15 protein-coding genes are annotated in these 17674 nt (G+C 39.6%); 1 reads left to right on the top strand and 14 read right to left on the bottom strand.

Features of this window, described 5'->3' with window-relative positions:
* Positions 1 to 94: 94 nt before the first annotated feature.
* Both BTA34_RS04060 and BTA34_RS04055 read right to left on the bottom strand, forming a co-directional pair.
* Positions 95 to 502 (bottom strand): DUF4440 domain-containing protein, encoded by a 408-nt coding sequence (locus BTA34_RS04060; RefSeq protein ID WP_151434587.1) that lies wholly within the window; start codon positions 500 to 502, stop codon positions 95 to 97.
* A complete protein-coding gene (locus tag BTA34_RS04055; RefSeq protein WP_151434586.1) occupies positions 492 to 1862 on the bottom strand; it encodes an MFS transporter in 1371 nt (456 codons plus the stop codon). Before BTA34_RS04055 ends, BTA34_RS04060 begins: the two co-directional genes overlap by 11 nt.
* 89 nt (positions 1863 to 1951) lie before the next feature.
* Between BTA34_RS04055 and BTA34_RS04050 the strand changes: the two genes are divergently transcribed.
* Positions 1952 to 2839: a LysR family transcriptional regulator gene (locus tag BTA34_RS04050; RefSeq protein WP_151434585.1), complete on the top strand. Its 888-nt coding sequence runs from the start codon at positions 1952 to 1954 to the stop codon at positions 2837 to 2839.
* A gap of 99 nt (positions 2840 to 2938) precedes the next feature.
* Here BTA34_RS04050 and ybgE read toward each other — a convergent pair whose 3' ends face one another.
* The 12 genes from ybgE to sdhC all read right to left on the bottom strand — a co-directional run bounded on the left by ybgE (position 2939) and on the right by sdhC (position 17275).
* Complete coding sequence (ybgE, locus tag BTA34_RS04045) at positions 2939 to 3223, bottom strand: cyd operon protein YbgE (RefSeq protein ID WP_151434584.1); 285 nt, start codon at positions 3221 to 3223, stop codon at positions 2939 to 2941.
* Positions 3223 to 3336, bottom strand: coding sequence for a cytochrome bd-I oxidase subunit CydX (gene cydX / locus BTA34_RS04040; protein WP_099075922.1), 114 nt, complete (start codon positions 3334 to 3336; stop codon positions 3223 to 3225). The genes ybgE and cydX overlap by 1 nt, the downstream gene beginning before the upstream one ends.
* 12 nt (positions 3337 to 3348) lie before the next feature.
* Positions 3349 to 4506 carry a cytochrome d ubiquinol oxidase subunit II gene (cydB, locus tag BTA34_RS04035; RefSeq protein WP_151434583.1) on the bottom strand — a complete coding sequence of 386 codons (1158 nt, stop codon included), beginning with the start codon at positions 4504 to 4506 and terminating at the stop codon, positions 3349 to 3351.
* Between the two features lie 14 nt (positions 4507 to 4520).
* The gene (gene cydA / locus BTA34_RS04030) at positions 4521 to 6089 is read right to left on the bottom strand and encodes a cytochrome ubiquinol oxidase subunit I (RefSeq protein ID WP_151434582.1); all 1569 of its coding nucleotides are present in this window, start codon (positions 6087 to 6089) and stop codon (positions 4521 to 4523) included.
* A gap of 1485 nt (positions 6090 to 7574) precedes the next feature.
* A complete protein-coding gene (gene sucD / locus BTA34_RS04025) occupies positions 7575 to 8444 on the bottom strand; it encodes a succinate--CoA ligase subunit alpha (RefSeq protein ID WP_006537657.1) in 870 nt (289 codons plus the stop codon).
* Positions 8444 to 9610 (bottom strand): ADP-forming succinate--CoA ligase subunit beta, encoded by a 1167-nt coding sequence (gene sucC / locus BTA34_RS04020; protein WP_151434581.1) that lies wholly within the window; start codon positions 9608 to 9610, stop codon positions 8444 to 8446. Before sucC ends, sucD begins: the two co-directional genes overlap by 1 nt.
* A 161-nt stretch (positions 9611 to 9771) precedes the next feature.
* Positions 9772 to 10977: a 2-oxoglutarate dehydrogenase complex dihydrolipoyllysine-residue succinyltransferase gene (gene odhB, locus BTA34_RS04015; RefSeq protein WP_151434580.1), complete on the bottom strand. Its 1206-nt coding sequence runs from the start codon at positions 10975 to 10977 to the stop codon at positions 9772 to 9774.
* Between the two features lie 13 nt (positions 10978 to 10990).
* Entirely contained in the window at positions 10991 to 13795 is a 2805-nt protein-coding gene (gene sucA, locus BTA34_RS04010) for a 2-oxoglutarate dehydrogenase E1 component (protein ID WP_151434579.1), read from the bottom strand.
* Between the two features lie 244 nt (positions 13796 to 14039).
* Positions 14040 to 14756, bottom strand: coding sequence for a succinate dehydrogenase iron-sulfur subunit (locus tag BTA34_RS04005; protein ID WP_006537662.1), 717 nt, complete (start codon positions 14754 to 14756; stop codon positions 14040 to 14042).
* 34 nt (positions 14757 to 14790) lie between these two features.
* Positions 14791 to 16557 carry a succinate dehydrogenase flavoprotein subunit gene (gene sdhA, locus BTA34_RS04000; RefSeq protein WP_023581183.1) on the bottom strand — a complete coding sequence of 589 codons (1767 nt, stop codon included), beginning with the start codon at positions 16555 to 16557 and terminating at the stop codon, positions 14791 to 14793.
* Positions 16557 to 16901 carry a succinate dehydrogenase membrane anchor subunit gene (sdhD, locus tag BTA34_RS03995; protein ID WP_006537664.1) on the bottom strand — a complete coding sequence of 115 codons (345 nt, stop codon included), beginning with the start codon at positions 16899 to 16901 and terminating at the stop codon, positions 16557 to 16559. Before sdhD ends, sdhA begins: the two co-directional genes overlap by 1 nt.
* Positions 16895 to 17275 (bottom strand): succinate dehydrogenase cytochrome b556 subunit, encoded by a 381-nt coding sequence (gene sdhC, locus BTA34_RS03990; RefSeq protein ID WP_129586864.1) that lies wholly within the window; start codon positions 17273 to 17275, stop codon positions 16895 to 16897. The genes sdhD and sdhC overlap by 7 nt, the downstream gene beginning before the upstream one ends.
* Positions 17276 to 17674: the final 399 nt, after the last annotated feature.

Below are 17674 nucleotides of genomic sequence, written 5' to 3'. Positions count from 1 at the left end.
TGCTAATTAGAAATTTATAGATTGTCTAATTTAGTAGTATTATTTTTAATGATAAAAAAAACCAGTTAAAAAACTGGTTTTTCATATAAATCAATCAATTATTTGAGATTGGGGTTTCATGAAGGTAGTACCATTGCCAACTCTCATCATGAGAATTGCGTCTCAATAACACCACAGACTCACGTCTAAGAATTTTCTTATTTTCACTATGTGTTTCTTGATATCGGACAAGCGCCAAACAATCTGACTGGTGAATTATTTTATAATCATCCGTTTTTATTTTCAGACCACTTCTTTTTCCTGCATTTTGTTTGAACATCGCGATAACTTCATCATAACTCACCGCTTTTCCGCTGATCCCAACCATTGAAAATTCTGGAGATAAGAGATTTTCTATTTTTGTAATGGCAGTAATTGATAGTGGATATTGTGTAAAAACCGTTTCAATTTCATCATGCAAAGATTTAATGCTTTCTATAATTAAATCATTATTAAAATTCATCTTGTATTTCCTGTGTAATAACTTTTTTCTTTAATGTAAATAATAAAGTAAGAGGTAATATACCTATCAATGCACATATTAAAAAAGTCATGCTATAAGCAGTTTGTGGTAAACAAAAAAGAGAAAGAATATTAAATAACATAGCAACCATAGTTGCCCCGAGACTAAAAACAACTTGCCTGTTAATATTCCAAATAATACTTGCTTGAACTAACTTCTGCGCACTAAAGTCATACAATGCCGTGGTTTGAGCGGTGTTAGCACCCACTCCCCCACCCACTCCGATAATTAGATATGCAATAATAAGTAATGGAATATCTGTATTACTATTTACAATACTTAATAAAGCGATACCAATACTATGTAATAGCAACGCAATAATAAATAAGCGTTTCATACCTAATTTATTATAAAGCGAACCACTTATTGTCATCGAAATAAAGGCACCCAGTGCATACAACAACATAAAAACACCTGTACCTTGACCTGTAAATTTTAAATATTGTTGTAAATAAAAAATAGCGAGAATATTTACGCCAGTAAAAACACCCGGAATACAGTAATAAATAAAAATAGAGAGTGATAGATTTCTATTTTTTAATAATGTTAAATTAATAACCGGTGATGAATGGTGCCGATAATGATAATAATAAAGTACAGCAAAAATGATTGAAAGTACGGCAATCAATAAAGCAAGTAATGTTGAGTGATATTCACCATAAGCAGATAACGCGAACAATCCAGATACAATGATCAAACTAATAAGAATGATACCTTTAATATCAGGCATAGCGTTTTCTTTCGGTAAAGGCTCTTTTACCCAGATAAAGGCTAGAAACGCGGTTATCAATGAGAATGGAATATTGCTATAAAAAACCCAACGCCACGAAACAACATCAACAATAAATCCACCTAATGTTGGCGATATCGCAGGTGCAATCAAGGCTATTGCCATAATAAGTGTTGATATTTTACTTCTCTCATTCCCTTGAAAATATTGAAAAGTTAATGCTTGCCCTATTGGGATTAACAGCCCACCACTCACACCTTGAATAAAGCGCCAAAAAATAAGTTCGATAAAAGAGTGAGAATATCCCACTAATGCAACTGATAAACTAAACATCAACATTGACGTTACCATCAATGCTTTAATTCCAAAACGTTGAGATAACCAATGACTCAAGGGAATAATTAATGTTAATCCTAAAATATAACTATTTGAAACCCATGTAACAGAAACGATAGAGATCTGCATATCATCGGCAATTGCAGGTAATGCAATAGCTGACATAAAAATGTTAATACAATCGATAAAGAAGCCCAGCAAAAATATAGATGCAATTCGATAACGGTAAGTCATAAAAATCCTCCGGGCATAGAGTACGGAAGATTGACGAATTTCGTCTATCTGACAAAATAGAACTTATTGTTTAATCAGAGTAAACAATCATGCAAAATCAAATTGATCGAATTCGCTCGTTTATTGCTGTTGTCGATACGGGATCATTTACTCAAGCAGCAAAATATTTGCGCCTCAGTAAATCGATGGTAAGTATTCATATCAAGGCGTTAGAAACAGAATTAGATGTATCATTACTTAATCGTAATACTCGTCGATTCTCACTGACAGAAACAGGAGAAATGCTTTATCAGGATTTTCGCCAAGTGTTAATTCAATTAGAACAAACATTGGATAAAGCGCGATTAGGTCAACAAGAATTACAGGGATCGTTGCGGTTAAGTTCAACGGCTGAATTTGGTGAACACTACATTTTGCCATTACTTAATCAATTTATGCAGTTGCATCCGAAGCTAAAAGTACAGTATGCGTTTAATTCTTCTATTGAGGATTTAATAAACCATAAACTTGATCTTGCTATTCGTCTTGGCACATTAAAAGACAGTAATTATCGGTCTACAAAACTGGCTGATTATGAGATAAGTTTGGTTATCTCACCTCATTTGTTGCAAAAATTCTCAATAAAAACCATTAATGACTTGAGCGCTATTCCTTATTTAGCAAATAGTAATTTGCGCCAAAGTAAGCTTTCAGCCTCTTCAGAATTCAATACCCTACTTTCTCAATTAGCTCAAGATGCCTATTTCGAAACGAATACTATTGCTGCATTAAAGAAAATGGTACTTTCGCATGCTGGAATGACTATTTTGCCACATTGGTATATTCATCAAGAATTATTAGAAGAAAAATTAGTGGTGCTGTTTCCTGAACTATCGCTATTAACACAATCCGTTAATATTATTTTTCCTTATAGCGAGCATATCCCAAGAAAAACACGTTTATTTATTGATTATTTGAAAGAAAATATTCAATTATAGAAACACGAGGACAAAAGAATTTAGTGCAGATGTATGAATGTATAGAAAATAAAATACCTTATTTCTTTTTCATATTACGAGCAGAAATAAGGTATTTTTTTAGAAGAAAAAGTAACTTAATCCAACAACTAAAATAATAATTGCTGGGATTGGATGTAATAAACATTTTGCGACAATATGTTTAGGACGAAATGCTAGACCAAAAGTTGCACCAGCACATACAGACCAAATAAGAAGAATACCTTGCCAAATTGCCAATGAACTTGTGTTCGCTGCAAATCGGCTAGGGTCCCACATGACACAAAATGCCATAGCCAACGCCATGATTAAAACAAGAGCCCTAATAGGGCCCTTGTCTAGTAGTTGGTAGCTTTTATCCAACATTATTCTTCACTTTCTGAAGTTTTTTTGGCTTCAGCGTGTTCGAAAGCCAGTCCTGCGATCACCGCAATACTACAAGCGAAGAGTGTGCCGAGGATCCATGCAAAATACCACATTCTCTATGCTCCTTAGTAAAGAGTATGATTATTGCCTTCGATAAATTTCTTATCAAGGCGACCATGCATTTTCCAGTAACACCAGATGGTGTAAAGGAGAACGATAGGTACAAAGATAATCGCAACAACTGTCATGACTTGCAGAGTAAACAAGCTAGAAGTTGCATCCCACATTGTTAAGCTCACATCTGGGAATGTGCTCGAAGGCATCACAAATGGGAACATAGTCACACCACAAGTCAGGATAACACAAGCAATAGTCAGTGAAGTGAACAGGAATGCCCAACCACCTTTGTTTGCTTTAGTTGCAACAATCGCCAGTAATGGAGATAACAGACCTAAGGCCGGCAGTGCCCATAATACTGGATAGTTGTTGTAGTTAGTCATCCAAGCACCCGCTTCATGAGAAACGGTTTTCAGCAGTGGAGATGATGGTCCTGCTGTATCAATAGCGCTTGTAATAATAAAGCCATCGATACCATAGATTAACCATACACCTGCTGATGCGAATGCGATAAACGTAATTAGTGAGGTAATGTACGTTGTTTTACGAGTACGCTCGTGTAACTCACCAGTAGTACGCATTTGAAGATAACTTGCACCGTGTGCAACAATCATCATTAAGCTAACCACACCCGCTAATAAACCGTATGGGTTTAACAGGCTTAACAGGTTAATCAGAGCGTTAGTCGTACCGTTATAAGATACACGTTGCATACTATCGACTTCTAATGGAACACCTTGTAACAGGTTACCAAAAGCAACACCGATAACTAATGGTGGAACGAAGCTACCAATAAAGATACCCCAATCCCACATGCCACGCCATTTTGGAGATTCCAGTTTAGAACGGTAATCAAAACCAACTGGGCGGAAGAATAATGCCGCCAGTACGAAGATCATACCGAAATAGAAACCAGAGAATGCCGCAGCATAAACCATTGGCCATGCAGCGAACAATGCACCACCCGCTGTGATTAACCATACTTGGTTACCATCCCAGTGAGGTGCAACAGAGTTAATCAAAATACGGCGTTCAGTGTCATCTTTAGCGATAACGCGTAGTAACACACCAACACCCATATCAAAACCATCAGTGACTGCAAAGCCAATCAGTAAGATACCAATCAGTAGCCACCAAACAAATCGCAATACTTCATAATCAAACATAGTGGACTCCTGTGTTACTTACTTTGTGCAGAAGATGCGTTCTTCTGTTCAAAGTGATAGCGACCCGTCTTCAGGCTACTCGGCCCAAGGCGACCAAATTTGAACATCAGGAACATTTCAGCAACTAGGAATAATGTATATAGACCACAGATAAGACCCATAGATACAAGGAGATCAGCCTGTGTCAGTGAAGAAGTTGCTACAGCCGTAGGCAGGATTTCACCAATCGCCCATGGTTGACGTCCATATTCTGCAACAAACCAACCTGCTTCAACTGCAATCCATGGTAATGGAATACTAAACAGAGCAGCACGCAGTAACCATTTATAGTTACCAATACGGTTAGACAGAACTGTCCAGAAGGAAATCGCAACAACCAGTAACATCAGGAAGCCTGCGGCAACCATGATACGGAATGACCAGAACAGTGGTGCGACTTTAGGAATAGAGTCTTTTACAGCAGATTTAATTTGCGCTTCCGTTGCATCGGAGACATTATTTGTATAACGCTTAAGCAATAAGCCATAGCCTAAATCTTTTTTAGCGTCATTAAATGCAGCGCGTACCGTTGGATCGGTATTACCTGAACGTAGTTCGTTTAATAATTCGTAAGCTTTCATACCATTACGAATACGAACTTCGTGTTGACTCATCAAGTCATGCAGACCTAATACTGGTGTATCGAAAGAACGCGTTGCAATAATACCCATGACATAAGGAATTTGTAATGCAAACGAGTTTTCCATTTTTTCTTGATTAGGGAATGCAATCAGATTAAATGCAGCTGGAGCTGCTTCTGTATGCCATTCACCTTCAATTGCAGCCAGTTTAGTTTTCTGTACATCACCCATTTCGTAACCAGATTCATCACCCAGTACGATAACAGATAATACAGCTGCAATACCAAAAGTAGCAGCAACTGCGAAAGAACGTTTTGCAAAACCGATATCACGGCCTTTGAGCAGGTAGTAAGAGCTGATACCCAGAACAAAGAATGCACCAGTACAGTAACCAGCAGCAACGGTGTGAACAAATTTAACTTGAGCGACAGGGTTTAAAACCAGATCGGCAAAACTCAACATTTCCATTCGCATGGTTTCAAAGTTGAAGTCTGCAGCGACAGGGTTTTGCATCCAACCATTCGCAACAAGGATCCACAGTGCAGAGAAGTTAGAACCGAAAGCAACTAACCAAGTTACCATCAAGTGCTGCTTCTTACCTAAACGATCCCAGCCAAAGAAGAACAATCCGACGAAAGTTGATTCTAAGAAGAACGCCATTAAACCTTCGATTGCTAAAGGCGCACCGAAGATATCACCGACGTAATGAGAGAAATATGACCAGTTAGTACCAAATTGGAACTCCATGGTCAACCCAGTTGCGACACCCAGAGCAAAGTTAATACCAAATAACTTACCCCAGAACTTTGTCATATCTTTGTAAACTTGTTTACCCGACAGAACATATATCGTTTCCATGATTGCCAGCATAAACGCCATACCCAGCGTTAATGGGACAAACAGGAAGTGATACATTGCTGTTAAGGCAAACTGTAACCGTGACAGTTCGACAATATCAAACATCTTGACTCCTTGCTCCTAGCAGGAAGACACCGACTTGCGGCAACCCGACTTTATTAAATTATAAAGCCTCATAACTACCAGCAATAAATGCCTCTAAAAACAACAACGAATATTAAAGACCAAAAACACAATACCTTACAAATAGTACGCTTATATTTACATATAATAAATATATTTTGCGTGACCCAGATTTGAATTCTGAGCTTAGGTCAACAATACGACTTTTAGGTTTGTAACAGCATATTTGATCGTGTGCCAATTTAAGCATATTCAGAAATTTTTGCCACAATTAATAACTTGACCCACATCAAAAAAACACTTTAATGTTAACTAGTTGCGAATAAATTACCCAATAGTTACTATTGTGTTAATGCAATGTTGTTTTTATTTTTAAGTGTAATTTACCTCCTTATATTTTCCATAAAAAAATTAACTTTTTATTTTCATAAAAGACTTAAAAATAAACACTTTTAATTGTGTTTTATTAATTTTAATATCAATTTCATTTTTTTGCAGGTAAATAATAAATATTTTAAAAAAATAATCTATTAATTAATAAGTTGAAATTTACAAAAATGTAAATATAAAAAAATACTCTTAATTATTTTATCTAATAAAGATATATAAAAAATCTGATCTTGATTATCCATTCCTAATGTTATTTCTTTTTTAGTTTCTTTGTTATTCTAGATAAACGAAGTACAATAAATGTGTATTTAATTGATAAAGCGCAAAGTCGTTATTAATGGAAAAAATAAATACCAATAAAAATCAAACAGATAAATAATCACAATAAGTTATTTGTTGAATGGTATGAGAAAAAATACAAAAAAATTTTTATTATATTTTCTTATTTAAACAGAGCGTTTTTCAAGATCTTCACCAACTGCTGATTATCAATTCCTATAATGATAAGAAGGTCATAATTCACCTTTAACCGTCATTTGATGTTTTATTATAATAAAAAGATATTTTTTCTATCAAAGAACTAGCCTGTGCCCTCTTCCTCATGTATTCATTAACATGTTTAAAGGTCTATTTTCTTAGCAAAAATCAGCCTTACAGCGTGATCTTTGTATAAAATTAAAGCTAATTATTACGATACTTATAGAAGCATCTATATTGAAAACAACATAAAACAAGTGTTCATTGTTTCTAGCTAACACCCTTTTTCACTCAAAACACGTATTTAAAATATTATTTTTAACAATTCAGGAAGCTTATTCATGGTTTATATCATTATTTTTAGACTCTACAAGAAAATAAATAAATAGAGAAATGATATTTCCCATACAGATCAATTTAAAGAAAAAACCATATAAAACAATTTATTAGTGTAAATTCAGGTAGGATATTGAGGTGTTAATTACAATATTAACTCTTGATGCGACTATTAAATGAAACTAGAAATAAAAAATGCCAGCTTCTTTTTTCGAAACTGGCATTAAGATAGTATCAATCTGAAATTATTAACAGAATTGTTACTTACTTGATCAGTGATTTAATTGCTTCGCCGATATCCGCTAAACTACGGACTGTTTTAACACCCGCAGCTTCTAGGGCAGCAAATTTCTCGTCTGCGGTGCCTTTACCACCAGCAATAATTGCACCCGCATGTCCCATACGTTTGCCTTTAGGCGCTGTTACACCCGCAATGTAGCCAACAACAGGCTTAGTGACGTGATCTTTGATATAAGCAGCCGCTTCTTCTTCTGCCGTGCCTCCAATTTCACCAATCATCACAATCGCTTCTGTTTGTGGATCTTCTTGGAATAGCTTCAGAATATCAATAAAGTTAGAACCCGGAATTGGGTCGCCACCAATACCAACACAGGTTGATTGGCCTAAGCCGACGTCTGTTGTTTGCTTAACAGCTTCATAAGTTAATGTACCTGAACGAGATACAATACCTACTTTGCCTGGTAAGTGAATGTGACCAGGCATAATGCCAATCTTACATTCACCTGGAGTGATAACACCTGGGCAGTTAGGGCCAATCATGCGCACGCCAGCTTCATCTAATTTAACTTTAACCGTCAGCATATCCAGCGTAGGAATACCTTCAGTAATAGTAATAATTAGTTTGATGCCTGCATCTATTGCTTCTAAGATTGAGTCTTTACAAAATGGAGCGGGTACATAGATAACTGTCGCAGTTGCACCCGTTGCTTCAACGGCTTCACGTACTGTATTGAATACAGGTAAACCTAAGTGAGTAGTACCGCCTTTACCCGGTGTAACACCACCGACCATTTGCGTACCATAAGCAATAGCTTGCTCAGAGTGGAATGTTCCTTGGCTACCCGTAAAGCCTTGGCAAATTACTTTGGTATTCTTATCGATTAAAATAGACATTATTTTGCCTCCGCTGCTGCAACAACTTGTTTCGCGGCATCTGTTAAGCTCTTAGCAGCGATAATATTTAATCCACTATCAGCTAATTTCTTGGTGCCTAACTCTGCATTGTTTCCTTCAAGACGAACAACCACAGGAACATTAACGCCAACTTCTTCAACTGCGCCAATAATACCGTCTGCGATTAAGTCACAACGAACAATACCGCCGAAAATGTTGACTAATACAGCACTGACATTTTCATCTGACAAAATAATCTTAAATGCTTCAGTTACGCGCTCTTTTGTTGCACCTCCACCGACATCGAGGAAGTTTGCTGGCTCGCCACCGTGAAGTTTAACGATATCCATTGTCCCCATCGCTAAACCTGCACCATTAACCATACAGCCAATGTTGCCATCTAATGCAACGTAGTTCAGTTCCCATTGTGCAGCTTGTGCTTCACGAGGATCTTCTTGTGATGGATCGTGCATTTCACGCATTTCTGGTTGACGATATAACGCGTTGCTATCTACGCCTAATTTACCATCAAGACAAATCAGATCGTCTTCTTTAGTAATAACCAGTGGGTTAATTTCGATTAAAGCAAGATCACGCTCTAAGAAAATAGTGGCTAATCCCATAAAGATTTTAGCAAATTGGCTAACTTGCTTGCCTTTTAAACCCAGTTTAAATGCTAATTCTCTTCCCTGATAAGGCATAGGACCTGTCAGTGGATCAATAATTGCGCGATGAATAAGTTCTGGCGTTTCTTCTGCCACTTTCTCAATTTCAACGCCGCCTTCTGTGGAGGCCATAAAGACAACGCGACGGGTACCACGGTCAACAACCGCACCAAGATAAAGCTCTTTAGCGATATCAGTTGCAGCTTCAACTAAAATCTGTGTAACAGGTTGACCATTAGCGTCTGTCTGATAAGTAACTAAACGTTTGCCTAACCATTGTTCAGCAAATGCGCGGATCTCTTCTTTCGATTTAACGACTTTTACGCCGCCAGCTTTACCACGTCCACCCGCGTGAACCTGACATTTCACAACCCAAGGGCCATGACCGATTTTTGATGCAGCTTCTTCTGCCTCGCGCGGTGTGGTGCAGGCGAAACCAGCAGGTGCTGGTAATCCATACCGTGTGAAAAGCTGTTTTGCCTGATACTCGTGTAAATTCATGATGTTCTATCCATAATCTTGTTGAAAGTCGGGCTTTCTTATTTTTTTGACTATAAGCCAGAGAAATCTGACTTCACGAACACACTGTACTTCTTTGATGCTAGTATTTGTTGCTAAGTAGGCAGGAGGAGCATCCCCTGCCTAAAAGCGATATTTATTACCTAAACATCCAGTAATAAACGAGCTGGATCTTCTAGCATCTCTTTAACGGTTACTAAGAAACCGACAGACTCACGACCATCAATTAAACGGTGGTCATAAGACAGAGCCAGATACATCATTGGTAAAATAACAACCTGACCATCTACTGCCATTGGGCGATCTTTAATTGCATGCATCCCTAAAATGGCACTTTGTGGTGGGTTGATAATCGGAGTTGACATTAATGAACCGAAAACACCGCCATTTGTGATAGTGAAGTTACCACCTGTTAAGTCTTCAACAGTTAACTTACCGTCACGACCTTTTACCGCTAACGCTTTGATGTTTTTCTCAATATCCGCCATGCTCATTGCATCCGCATCACGTAATACTGGTGTTACCAGACCACGCGGTGTTGATACTGCAATACTGATATCGAAGTAGTTGTGATAAACCACATCAGTACCATCGATAGAAGCATTAACTTCTGGATAGCGTTTCAGTGCTTCAACAACCGCTTTAATATAGAAAGACATAAAGCCTAAACGTACACCGTGGCGTTTTTCGAATGCTTCACCATATTGAGCACGTAGATCTTTGATTGGTTGCATGTTGATTTCGTTAAACGTTGTCAACATTGCAGTGGTGTTTTTCGCTTCTAATAAGCGCTCTGCTACACGTTTACGTAAACGCGTCATTGGTACACGTTTTTCGCTACGGTGAGATAACAGTGTTTGAGGAGCTTCTGCTACTGGTTGTGAAGTTGATTTATTCGCAACATGACCTTCGATATCTTGGCGAGTTAAACGTCCACCTACACCACTACCTTTCACATCAGCAGGGTTAATATCGTGCTCAGCCACTAAGCGACGCGCTGTTGGACTTAAAGCATCATTATTGCCTTTTTCAGCAATATCAGCACTTTGACGCTGTGCTGGCGTGCTATCTTGAGCAGGTTTCACATCAGCAGGAATGCCAGTGCTATCACCTAAACGAATACGACCTAGTAATTGGCGTGAGCCAACGGTAGCGCCTTCTTCTTCAAGAATGCTTTCTAAAACACCTGCTTCACTTGCAGGTACTTCTAAAACAACTTTATCTGTTTCGATTTCAACCAGCACTTCATCGCGTTGAATGCTATCACCAGGTTTTTTATGCCAAGTTGCGACCGATGCGTCAGCAACTGATTCAGGGAGATCCGGTACTAGAATATCTACACTACTCATTTTCTATCCTTATTTATTCAACTTTCAGTGCATCTTCAACCAGAGCTTTTTGTTGCTCCTGATGAACAGAGGTATAACCAACTGCTGGAGAGGCTGATGCAGGACGTCCTGCATAACGTAATGTTGCGCCTGTAGGAATAGCATCACGGAAGTTATGCTGACTACAGTACCAAGCACCTTGATTCAGAGGCTCTTCTTGACACCAAATAAACTCTTTTACATGAGCATAAGGTGCGAGAATTTGCGCAATATCTTCGTGTGGGAATGGATACAGTTGTTCAATACGAATAATGGCAACGTTGTTTTGCTCATTAGCACGACGTTGTTCTAATAAATCGTAGTAAACCTTACCGGAACACATCACAACACGTTTCACATCAGCAGGTTTTAAATAATCCATTTCACCAATGACAGGTAAGAATTTACCATTTGCTAATTCATCCAACGCAGAAACCGCTAGTGGATGACGTAACAGTGATTTTGGTGACATTACGATAAGTGGGCGACGCATACCACGTAACGCTTGGCGACGTAGCATATGATAAACCTGAGCCGGAGTTGATGGCACACAAACCTGCATATTTTGTTCTGCACACAGTTGCAGATAACGTTCTAAACGTGCAGAGGAGTGCTCTGGGCCTTGGCCTTCATAACCGTGTGGTAACAACATGACTAAACCACACATACGACCCCATTTTTGCTCACCAGAGCTAATAAATTGGTCGATAACCACTTGAGCAACGTTTGCGAAGTCACCAAATTGTGCTTCCCAAATCGTTAATCCACGAGGTTCTGTTGTGGCATAACCATATTCAAATGCAAGTACTGCTTCTTCTGTTAATACAGAGTCCCAGACATTAAATTGTCCTTGAGCATTATGAACATTGGCTAATGGCACATAAACAGAGCCATTTGTTTGGTTATGAATAACGGCATGACGATGGAAGAATGTACCACGTCCCGCATCTTCACCAGAAAGACGAATGGTGATACCTTGGTCAACTAAAGTCGCATACGCTAATGTTTCTGCGGCACCCCAGTCGAGTAGTTTCTCACCTTCAGCCATAACGGCACGGTCAGCATAAATTTTCTCAACACGAGATTGCATCACGATTTCTGAAGGAACGGTACTCACACGACGCGCTAAATCTTGTAAACGTGTTTTCTCTACTTTATGTGGATACTCTTCATTCCATTCGTGATTTAAATACGGTTCCCATGTGTAAGAATGCAGACCCATTGGGCGGTATTCTTCGACAACACAATCACCACGATCTAGCGCATCACGATAGAGATTCACTAGTTCAGTCACATCATTGGCATCAAGCAGTGATTGGGCAACCAGTTTATCCGCATAAATTTTACGTGGAGTTGGATGTTTTTTGATTTTTTGATACATCAGAGGCTGAGTCGCATTTGGCTCATCCGCTTCGTTGTGACCATGACGACGGTAACAAACGAGATCAATCATCACATCGCGTTTAAAGGTATTGCGGAAATCCAATGCCAAGCGAGTTACAAAAGCGACCGCTTCAGGATCATCTGCATTAACGTGGAAAATTGGTGCCTGAACCATTTTCACAACATCAGTACAGTATTGCGTTGAACGGGCATCTTTTGGATTTGAAGTCGTAAAACCAACTTGGTTATTGATAACAATACGAACTGTACCGCCAACTTCATAGCCACGCGCTTGAGACATGTTCAGCGTTTCTTGCACAACACCTTGACCAGTCACAGCCGCATCACCATGAATAGTGATAGGAAGCACCATATTGCTACGCGCTTCATCTAAACGATCACGACGAGCGCGAACAGAACCGATAACAACTGGGCTAACAATCTCTAAGTGAGACGGGTTAAAGGCTAATGCAAGGTGAACTTGAGCGCCTTCAGTTGCAAAATCAGATGAGAAACCTTGGTGATATTTAACGTCACCCGTTCCCAAATGCTCTTTATGAATACCCGCAAATTCATCAAATAAATCAGCCGGCTTTTTACCTAGGATATTAACCAGAACGTTTAAACGTCCGCGGTGCGCCATACCAAGAACCACTTCACGAGTGTCTTGTTTACCTGCATGGCGAATTAAATCTTTTAACATCGGAACTAATGCATCACCACCTTCTAAAGAGAAGCGTTTTGCACCTGGGAATTTTGCACCTAAATAGCGCTCTAAACCTTCGGCTGCCGTTAGCTCTGTCAGGAAGCGTAACTTTTCTTCTTTAGTAAATTGGTCTGCAACATTCACTGATTCTAGACGTTGTTGGATCCAGCGTTTTTCTTCAGTGTTAGTGATGTGCATATATTCAGCACCGATTGAACCACAGTAAATGCGTTTCAGTGCTTCATATAAATCACCTAGTTTCATCGTTTCTTTGCCGATAGCAAAAGAACCGACGTTAAAGGTTTCTTCAAAGTCTTCTTTAGTTAGATTATGGAAAGCAGGATCTAAATCTGGAACAGATTCTTGTTTCCATAAACCAAGTGGGTCGAGATTAGCATTTTGGTGACCACGAAAACGGAAGGCATTAATGAGCTGCAAAACTTTAACTTGTTTTGAGTCCATTGCCGGATCGCTTACCGAGGTATGATATCGAGTGGATTCTTTTGCGAGGCGTCTGAAGTAGTCGCGGGTTTGAGAATGCGACTGTTCTATGCCTTGACTTGCGGGCAGTTGTTGAAAAATCTCTCTCCAACTTTCGTCAACAGAGTTTGGGTCAGTTAGGTAATCTTCATAGATATCTTCTATGTAAGACTGATTCTCTCCTGCTAGAAAAGTTGATTCTAGCCAGTCCTTCATTGCGCCGTTCTGCATTATGATCCCTTAAGCTATACAGCTTTAGTTCGCCGTGGATAACTAATACCGTGATTAAACGGTGTCGATTGCAAGGTTCTCTTATGACCCGCTATCTCGCAGGTTCTTTAAATATGGAGCTTTAGCTCTCAAGGAACCTTTAAGCACTGTCTACAGTGTTTAAAGGCGCCTTACTATTTTTACCGCAAACGTCTAACTTAGTTTTTCCATTAACCGCCCTAACTATTTTAGGGCGGTTATTATTTTATGCACTACGTTTTAACAACATTGACTTAATATGACCAATCGCTTTTGTCGGATTAAGCCCTTTAGGACATACGCTGACACAGTTCATAATGCCATGACAGCGGAATACACTGAATGCATCGTTAAGATCATCAAGACGAGATTCAGTTTCTGTATCACGACTATCAATCAAGAAACGATAAGCCGCTAACAATCCAGCAGGCCCGATAAACTTATCTGGATTCCACCAGAATGACGGGCAAGAGGTTGAACAACAAGCACAAAGGATACAATCATAAAGTCCATCAAGCTTTTCACGTTGTTCTGGTGACTGTAAGTTCTCACGAGCAGGAGGATTTTTGCCATTATTAATTAAATACGGACGAATTTTCTCATACTGTGTATAGAACTGAGTCATATCCACTATTAAATCACGAATTACTGGTAAACCGGGTAACGGTCTGATCACAATTTTCTTACTTCCTTTCTGTAAAGATGAAATAGGTGTGATACAAGCCAAACCATTTTTACCATTCATGTTCACGCCATCAGAGCCGCAAACACCTTCACGACAAGAACGACGGAACGATAAGGTAGGATCTTTTTCCTTTAATTGAATTAATGCATCCAACAGCATCATGTCACGCCCTTCAGGAACTTCGAGGGTGTAATCTTGCATATGCGGCGCATTATCAACGTCGGGATTATAACGATAAATCGAAAATTCAAGTTTCATATTTAAGTCTCCGCAACTTCAATAACACCGCTAATTAATATGTACGCACTTTTGGTGGGAAAGCTTCACGCAGTTTTGGCTGCATATTGACTTCACGTCGTGTCATTGTTTCGGTTTGCGGTTGATATAATGTATGGCATAACCAGTTCGCATCATCACGTTCTGGGAAATCGAAACGGCTATGAGCGCCACGGCTTTCTGTACGGAAGTTTGCAGATACCGCAGTGGCATAAGCAGTTTCCATCAGGTTATCTAATTCTAAGCATTCAATACGCTGTGTATTAAACTCGCTTGAATTATCATCCAGTCGTGCATTTTGTAAGCGCTCACGAATCACTTTCAGTTCTTCTAAGCCTTTTGCCATAGCATCACCTTCACGGAATACCGAGAAGTTATGTTGCATACAAGATTGCAGTGCTTTACGGATTTCAACAGGATCTTCACCAGAACGGTTGTTTTCCCAGCGATTTAAGCGAGTTAATGCGGCTTCAACATCAGAATCGCTCGCATCACGCATTGTACCTTGTTCCATCAGTGACTCTTTTAAGTGAACCCCTGCTGAACGACCAAATACAACGAGGTCTAATAGTGAGTTACCACCTAAGCGGTTTGCACCATGAACAGATACACAAGCGATTTCACCTACTGCGAACAGCCCAGGAATAACGACATCTTCGCCCTTCTCGTTCACACGAATAGCTTGACCCGTTACTTTTGTTGGAATACCACCCATCATATAGTGACAAGTAGGAATAACAGGAATAGGTTCTTTAACTGGGTCAACGTGGGCGAAAGTACGAGAAAGATCAAGAATACCCGGCAAACGAGACTCAAGAACTTCTTTACCCAGATGATCGAGTTTTAATTTCGCATGAGGACCCCAAGGACCATCACAACCACGACCTTCACGGATTTCGATCATAATAGAACGCGCAACCACATCGCGACCAGCAAGGTCTTTGGCGTTTGGCGCGTAACGTTCCATAAAGCGTTCACCGTCTTTATTTAACAGGTATCCGCCTTCACCACGGCAACCTTCGGTCACTAATACGCCCGCACCCGCAATACCCGTTGGATGGAATTGCCACATTTCCATATCTTGCAGTGGAACACCTGCGCGAACCGCCATACCCACACCATCACCTGTGTTGATATGTGCATTTGTGGTTGATTGGTAAATACGACCTGCACCGCCAGTTGCTAAAATCGTGGCGTTTGCTTTGAAATAAACGACTTCACCCGTTTCGATGCAAATTGCAGTACAACCAACGATATCGCCATCTTGGTTTTTCACTAAGTCCAGTGAATACCACTCTGAAAAGATAGTTGTATGGTTTTTTAAATTTTGCTGATAAAGGGTATGCAATAATGCGTGCCCAGTACGGTCAGCGGCAGCAGCTGTACGTGCAGCTTGTTCGCCACCAAAGTTTTTTGACTGACCACCAAATGGACGCTGATAAATACGACCATCATCTAGGCGAGAAAATGGGAGTCCCATATGTTCCAGCTCTAAAATTGCTTCAGGGCCGGTTTTACACATATATTCGATAGCGTCTTGGTCACCAATATAGTCGGAACCTTTTACGGTATCGTACATGTGCCATTCCCAGTTATCCTCATGGGTATTACCCAGTGCAACAGTAATACCACCTTGAGCGGAAACAGTATGAGAACGAGTAGGAAAAACTTTAGAAATCAGCGCACAAGACAGACCCATTTGAGAAATCTGTAAAGCGGCGCGCATGCCAGCACCACCTGCACCAATAACAACAGCATCAAACTCTCTTACTGGCAGATTCATTACACACCCCACACCACAATTGTTCCATAAATAAGATAAACCAACAGCGCAACAACGATTATCAGTTGTAAAGTCAGGCGTAATGCCAGCGGTTTAATATAATCCGTTAACACTTGCCACATTCCGATCCACGCGTGAATAAGAATAGAAAGCAAGGTCAAGATGGTGAACACTTTGGTCAAGGATGAGCTAAAGAACCCACGCCATACCTCATAGGTTATTTCTGTTGTAGCAATAAATCCCACAAGATAAAGAACATATAGAACGATAATAATGGCTGAGGCACGAAGGAATAACCAATCCTGTATGCCAGTACGGCCTAAAGTAGAAGAATTACTTACCATACTAATACCCCCGCCAATATTGATAAAATAACGGTAATAACCATTGATGCAGCCGCGGAGTTGCGACCCACAATCAAGGTTTCATCAATAAAGCCGAAGTCCATTAACATATGACGAATACCACCACAAATGTGATACGCCAATGCGGTTAGGATGCCCCACAAAATAAATTTCGCGAAGAAGCCAGTCATAATTTCAGCGGCTTGCTGAAAACCTTCAGGAGAGGAGAGAGAGGTGCCAAGTAACCACAGTAAGATGCCAACTGCGACTAACATGATAACCCCAGAGACACGATGCAAGATCGATGCGATAGCAGGGAGTGGAAACTGTATCGTCTGTAAATCCAGATTGACAGGTCTTTGTTTTTTCACAATTTATGCCCACACAGCTTTTATAATTTTTCCTTCCTCCGGACTTGGATGGAAATCAAACAGCGAATGGGGTACAAAGGCACATTTTAAGTAAAATGTTAAATCCGTCTATTTTACAAAAAGTGTGGATTCGTTACGCTGGTTCTCCATACAACAACGGTTCCGGAGACCTGCGCGCAGTATAAGTGCTTCACAAACTTATTACAATTACCACACAACTTGTGTGCCCGACATTTGCCTCGAACAGTGAGAAGGATCACTATTTAATACATCCGATGCAAAAATGATTATCATTTTTGACACATGTACAACATTTTTATTACATTTACTGCATTATTTTAATGTTTATGTTTTTTTTGTGCGCAAACACGCTTCCAGAAACCTCAAACTTATGTAAAAGTG

The sequence above is a fragment of the Proteus sp. CD3 genome, from assembly GCF_008808075.1.
Lineage (GTDB): Bacteria > Pseudomonadota > Gammaproteobacteria > Enterobacterales > Enterobacteriaceae > Proteus > Proteus appendicitidis.
This window is presented reverse-complemented; position numbering and strand designations above follow the sequence as displayed.

What these genes read in the sequence shown, in the direction of transcription:
- BTA34_RS04060 (WP_151434587.1), bottom strand. Translation starts at nt 502, where the DNA reads ATGAATTTTAATAATGATTTAATTATAGAAAGCATTAAATCTTTGCAT.
- BTA34_RS04055 (WP_151434586.1), bottom strand. Translation starts at nt 1,862, where the DNA reads ATGACTTACCGTTATCGAATTGCATCTATATTTTTGCTGGGCTTCTTT.
- BTA34_RS04050 (WP_151434585.1), top strand. Translation starts at nt 1,952, where the DNA reads ATGCAAAATCAAATTGATCGAATTCGCTCGTTTATTGCTGTTGTCGAT.
- ybgE (WP_151434584.1), bottom strand. Translation starts at nt 3,223, where the DNA reads ATGTTGGATAAAAGCTACCAACTACTAGACAAGGGCCCTATTAGGGCT.
- cydX (WP_099075922.1), bottom strand. Translation starts at nt 3,336, where the DNA reads ATGTGGTATTTTGCATGGATCCTCGGCACACTCTTCGCTTGTAGTATT.
- cydB (WP_151434583.1), bottom strand. Translation starts at nt 4,506, where the DNA reads ATGTTTGATTATGAAGTATTGCGATTTGTTTGGTGGCTACTGATTGGT.
- cydA (WP_151434582.1), bottom strand. Translation starts at nt 6,089, where the DNA reads ATGTTTGATATTGTCGAACTGTCACGGTTACAGTTTGCCTTAACAGCA.
- sucD (WP_006537657.1), bottom strand. Translation starts at nt 8,444, where the DNA reads ATGTCTATTTTAATCGATAAGAATACCAAAGTAATTTGCCAAGGCTTT.
- sucC (WP_151434581.1), bottom strand. Translation starts at nt 9,610, where the DNA reads ATGAATTTACACGAGTATCAGGCAAAACAGCTTTTCACACGGTATGGA.
- odhB (WP_151434580.1), bottom strand. Translation starts at nt 10,977, where the DNA reads ATGAGTAGTGTAGATATTCTAGTACCGGATCTCCCTGAATCAGTTGCT.
- sucA (WP_151434579.1), bottom strand. Translation starts at nt 13,795, where the DNA reads ATGCAGAACGGCGCAATGAAGGACTGGCTAGAATCAACTTTTCTAGCA.
- BTA34_RS04005 (WP_006537662.1), bottom strand. Translation starts at nt 14,756, where the DNA reads ATGAAACTTGAATTTTCGATTTATCGTTATAATCCCGACGTTGATAAT.
- sdhA (WP_023581183.1), bottom strand. Translation starts at nt 16,557, where the DNA reads ATGAATCTGCCAGTAAGAGAGTTTGATGCTGTTGTTATTGGTGCAGGT.
- sdhD (WP_006537664.1), bottom strand. Translation starts at nt 16,901, where the DNA reads ATGGTAAGTAATTCTTCTACTTTAGGCCGTACTGGCATACAGGATTGG.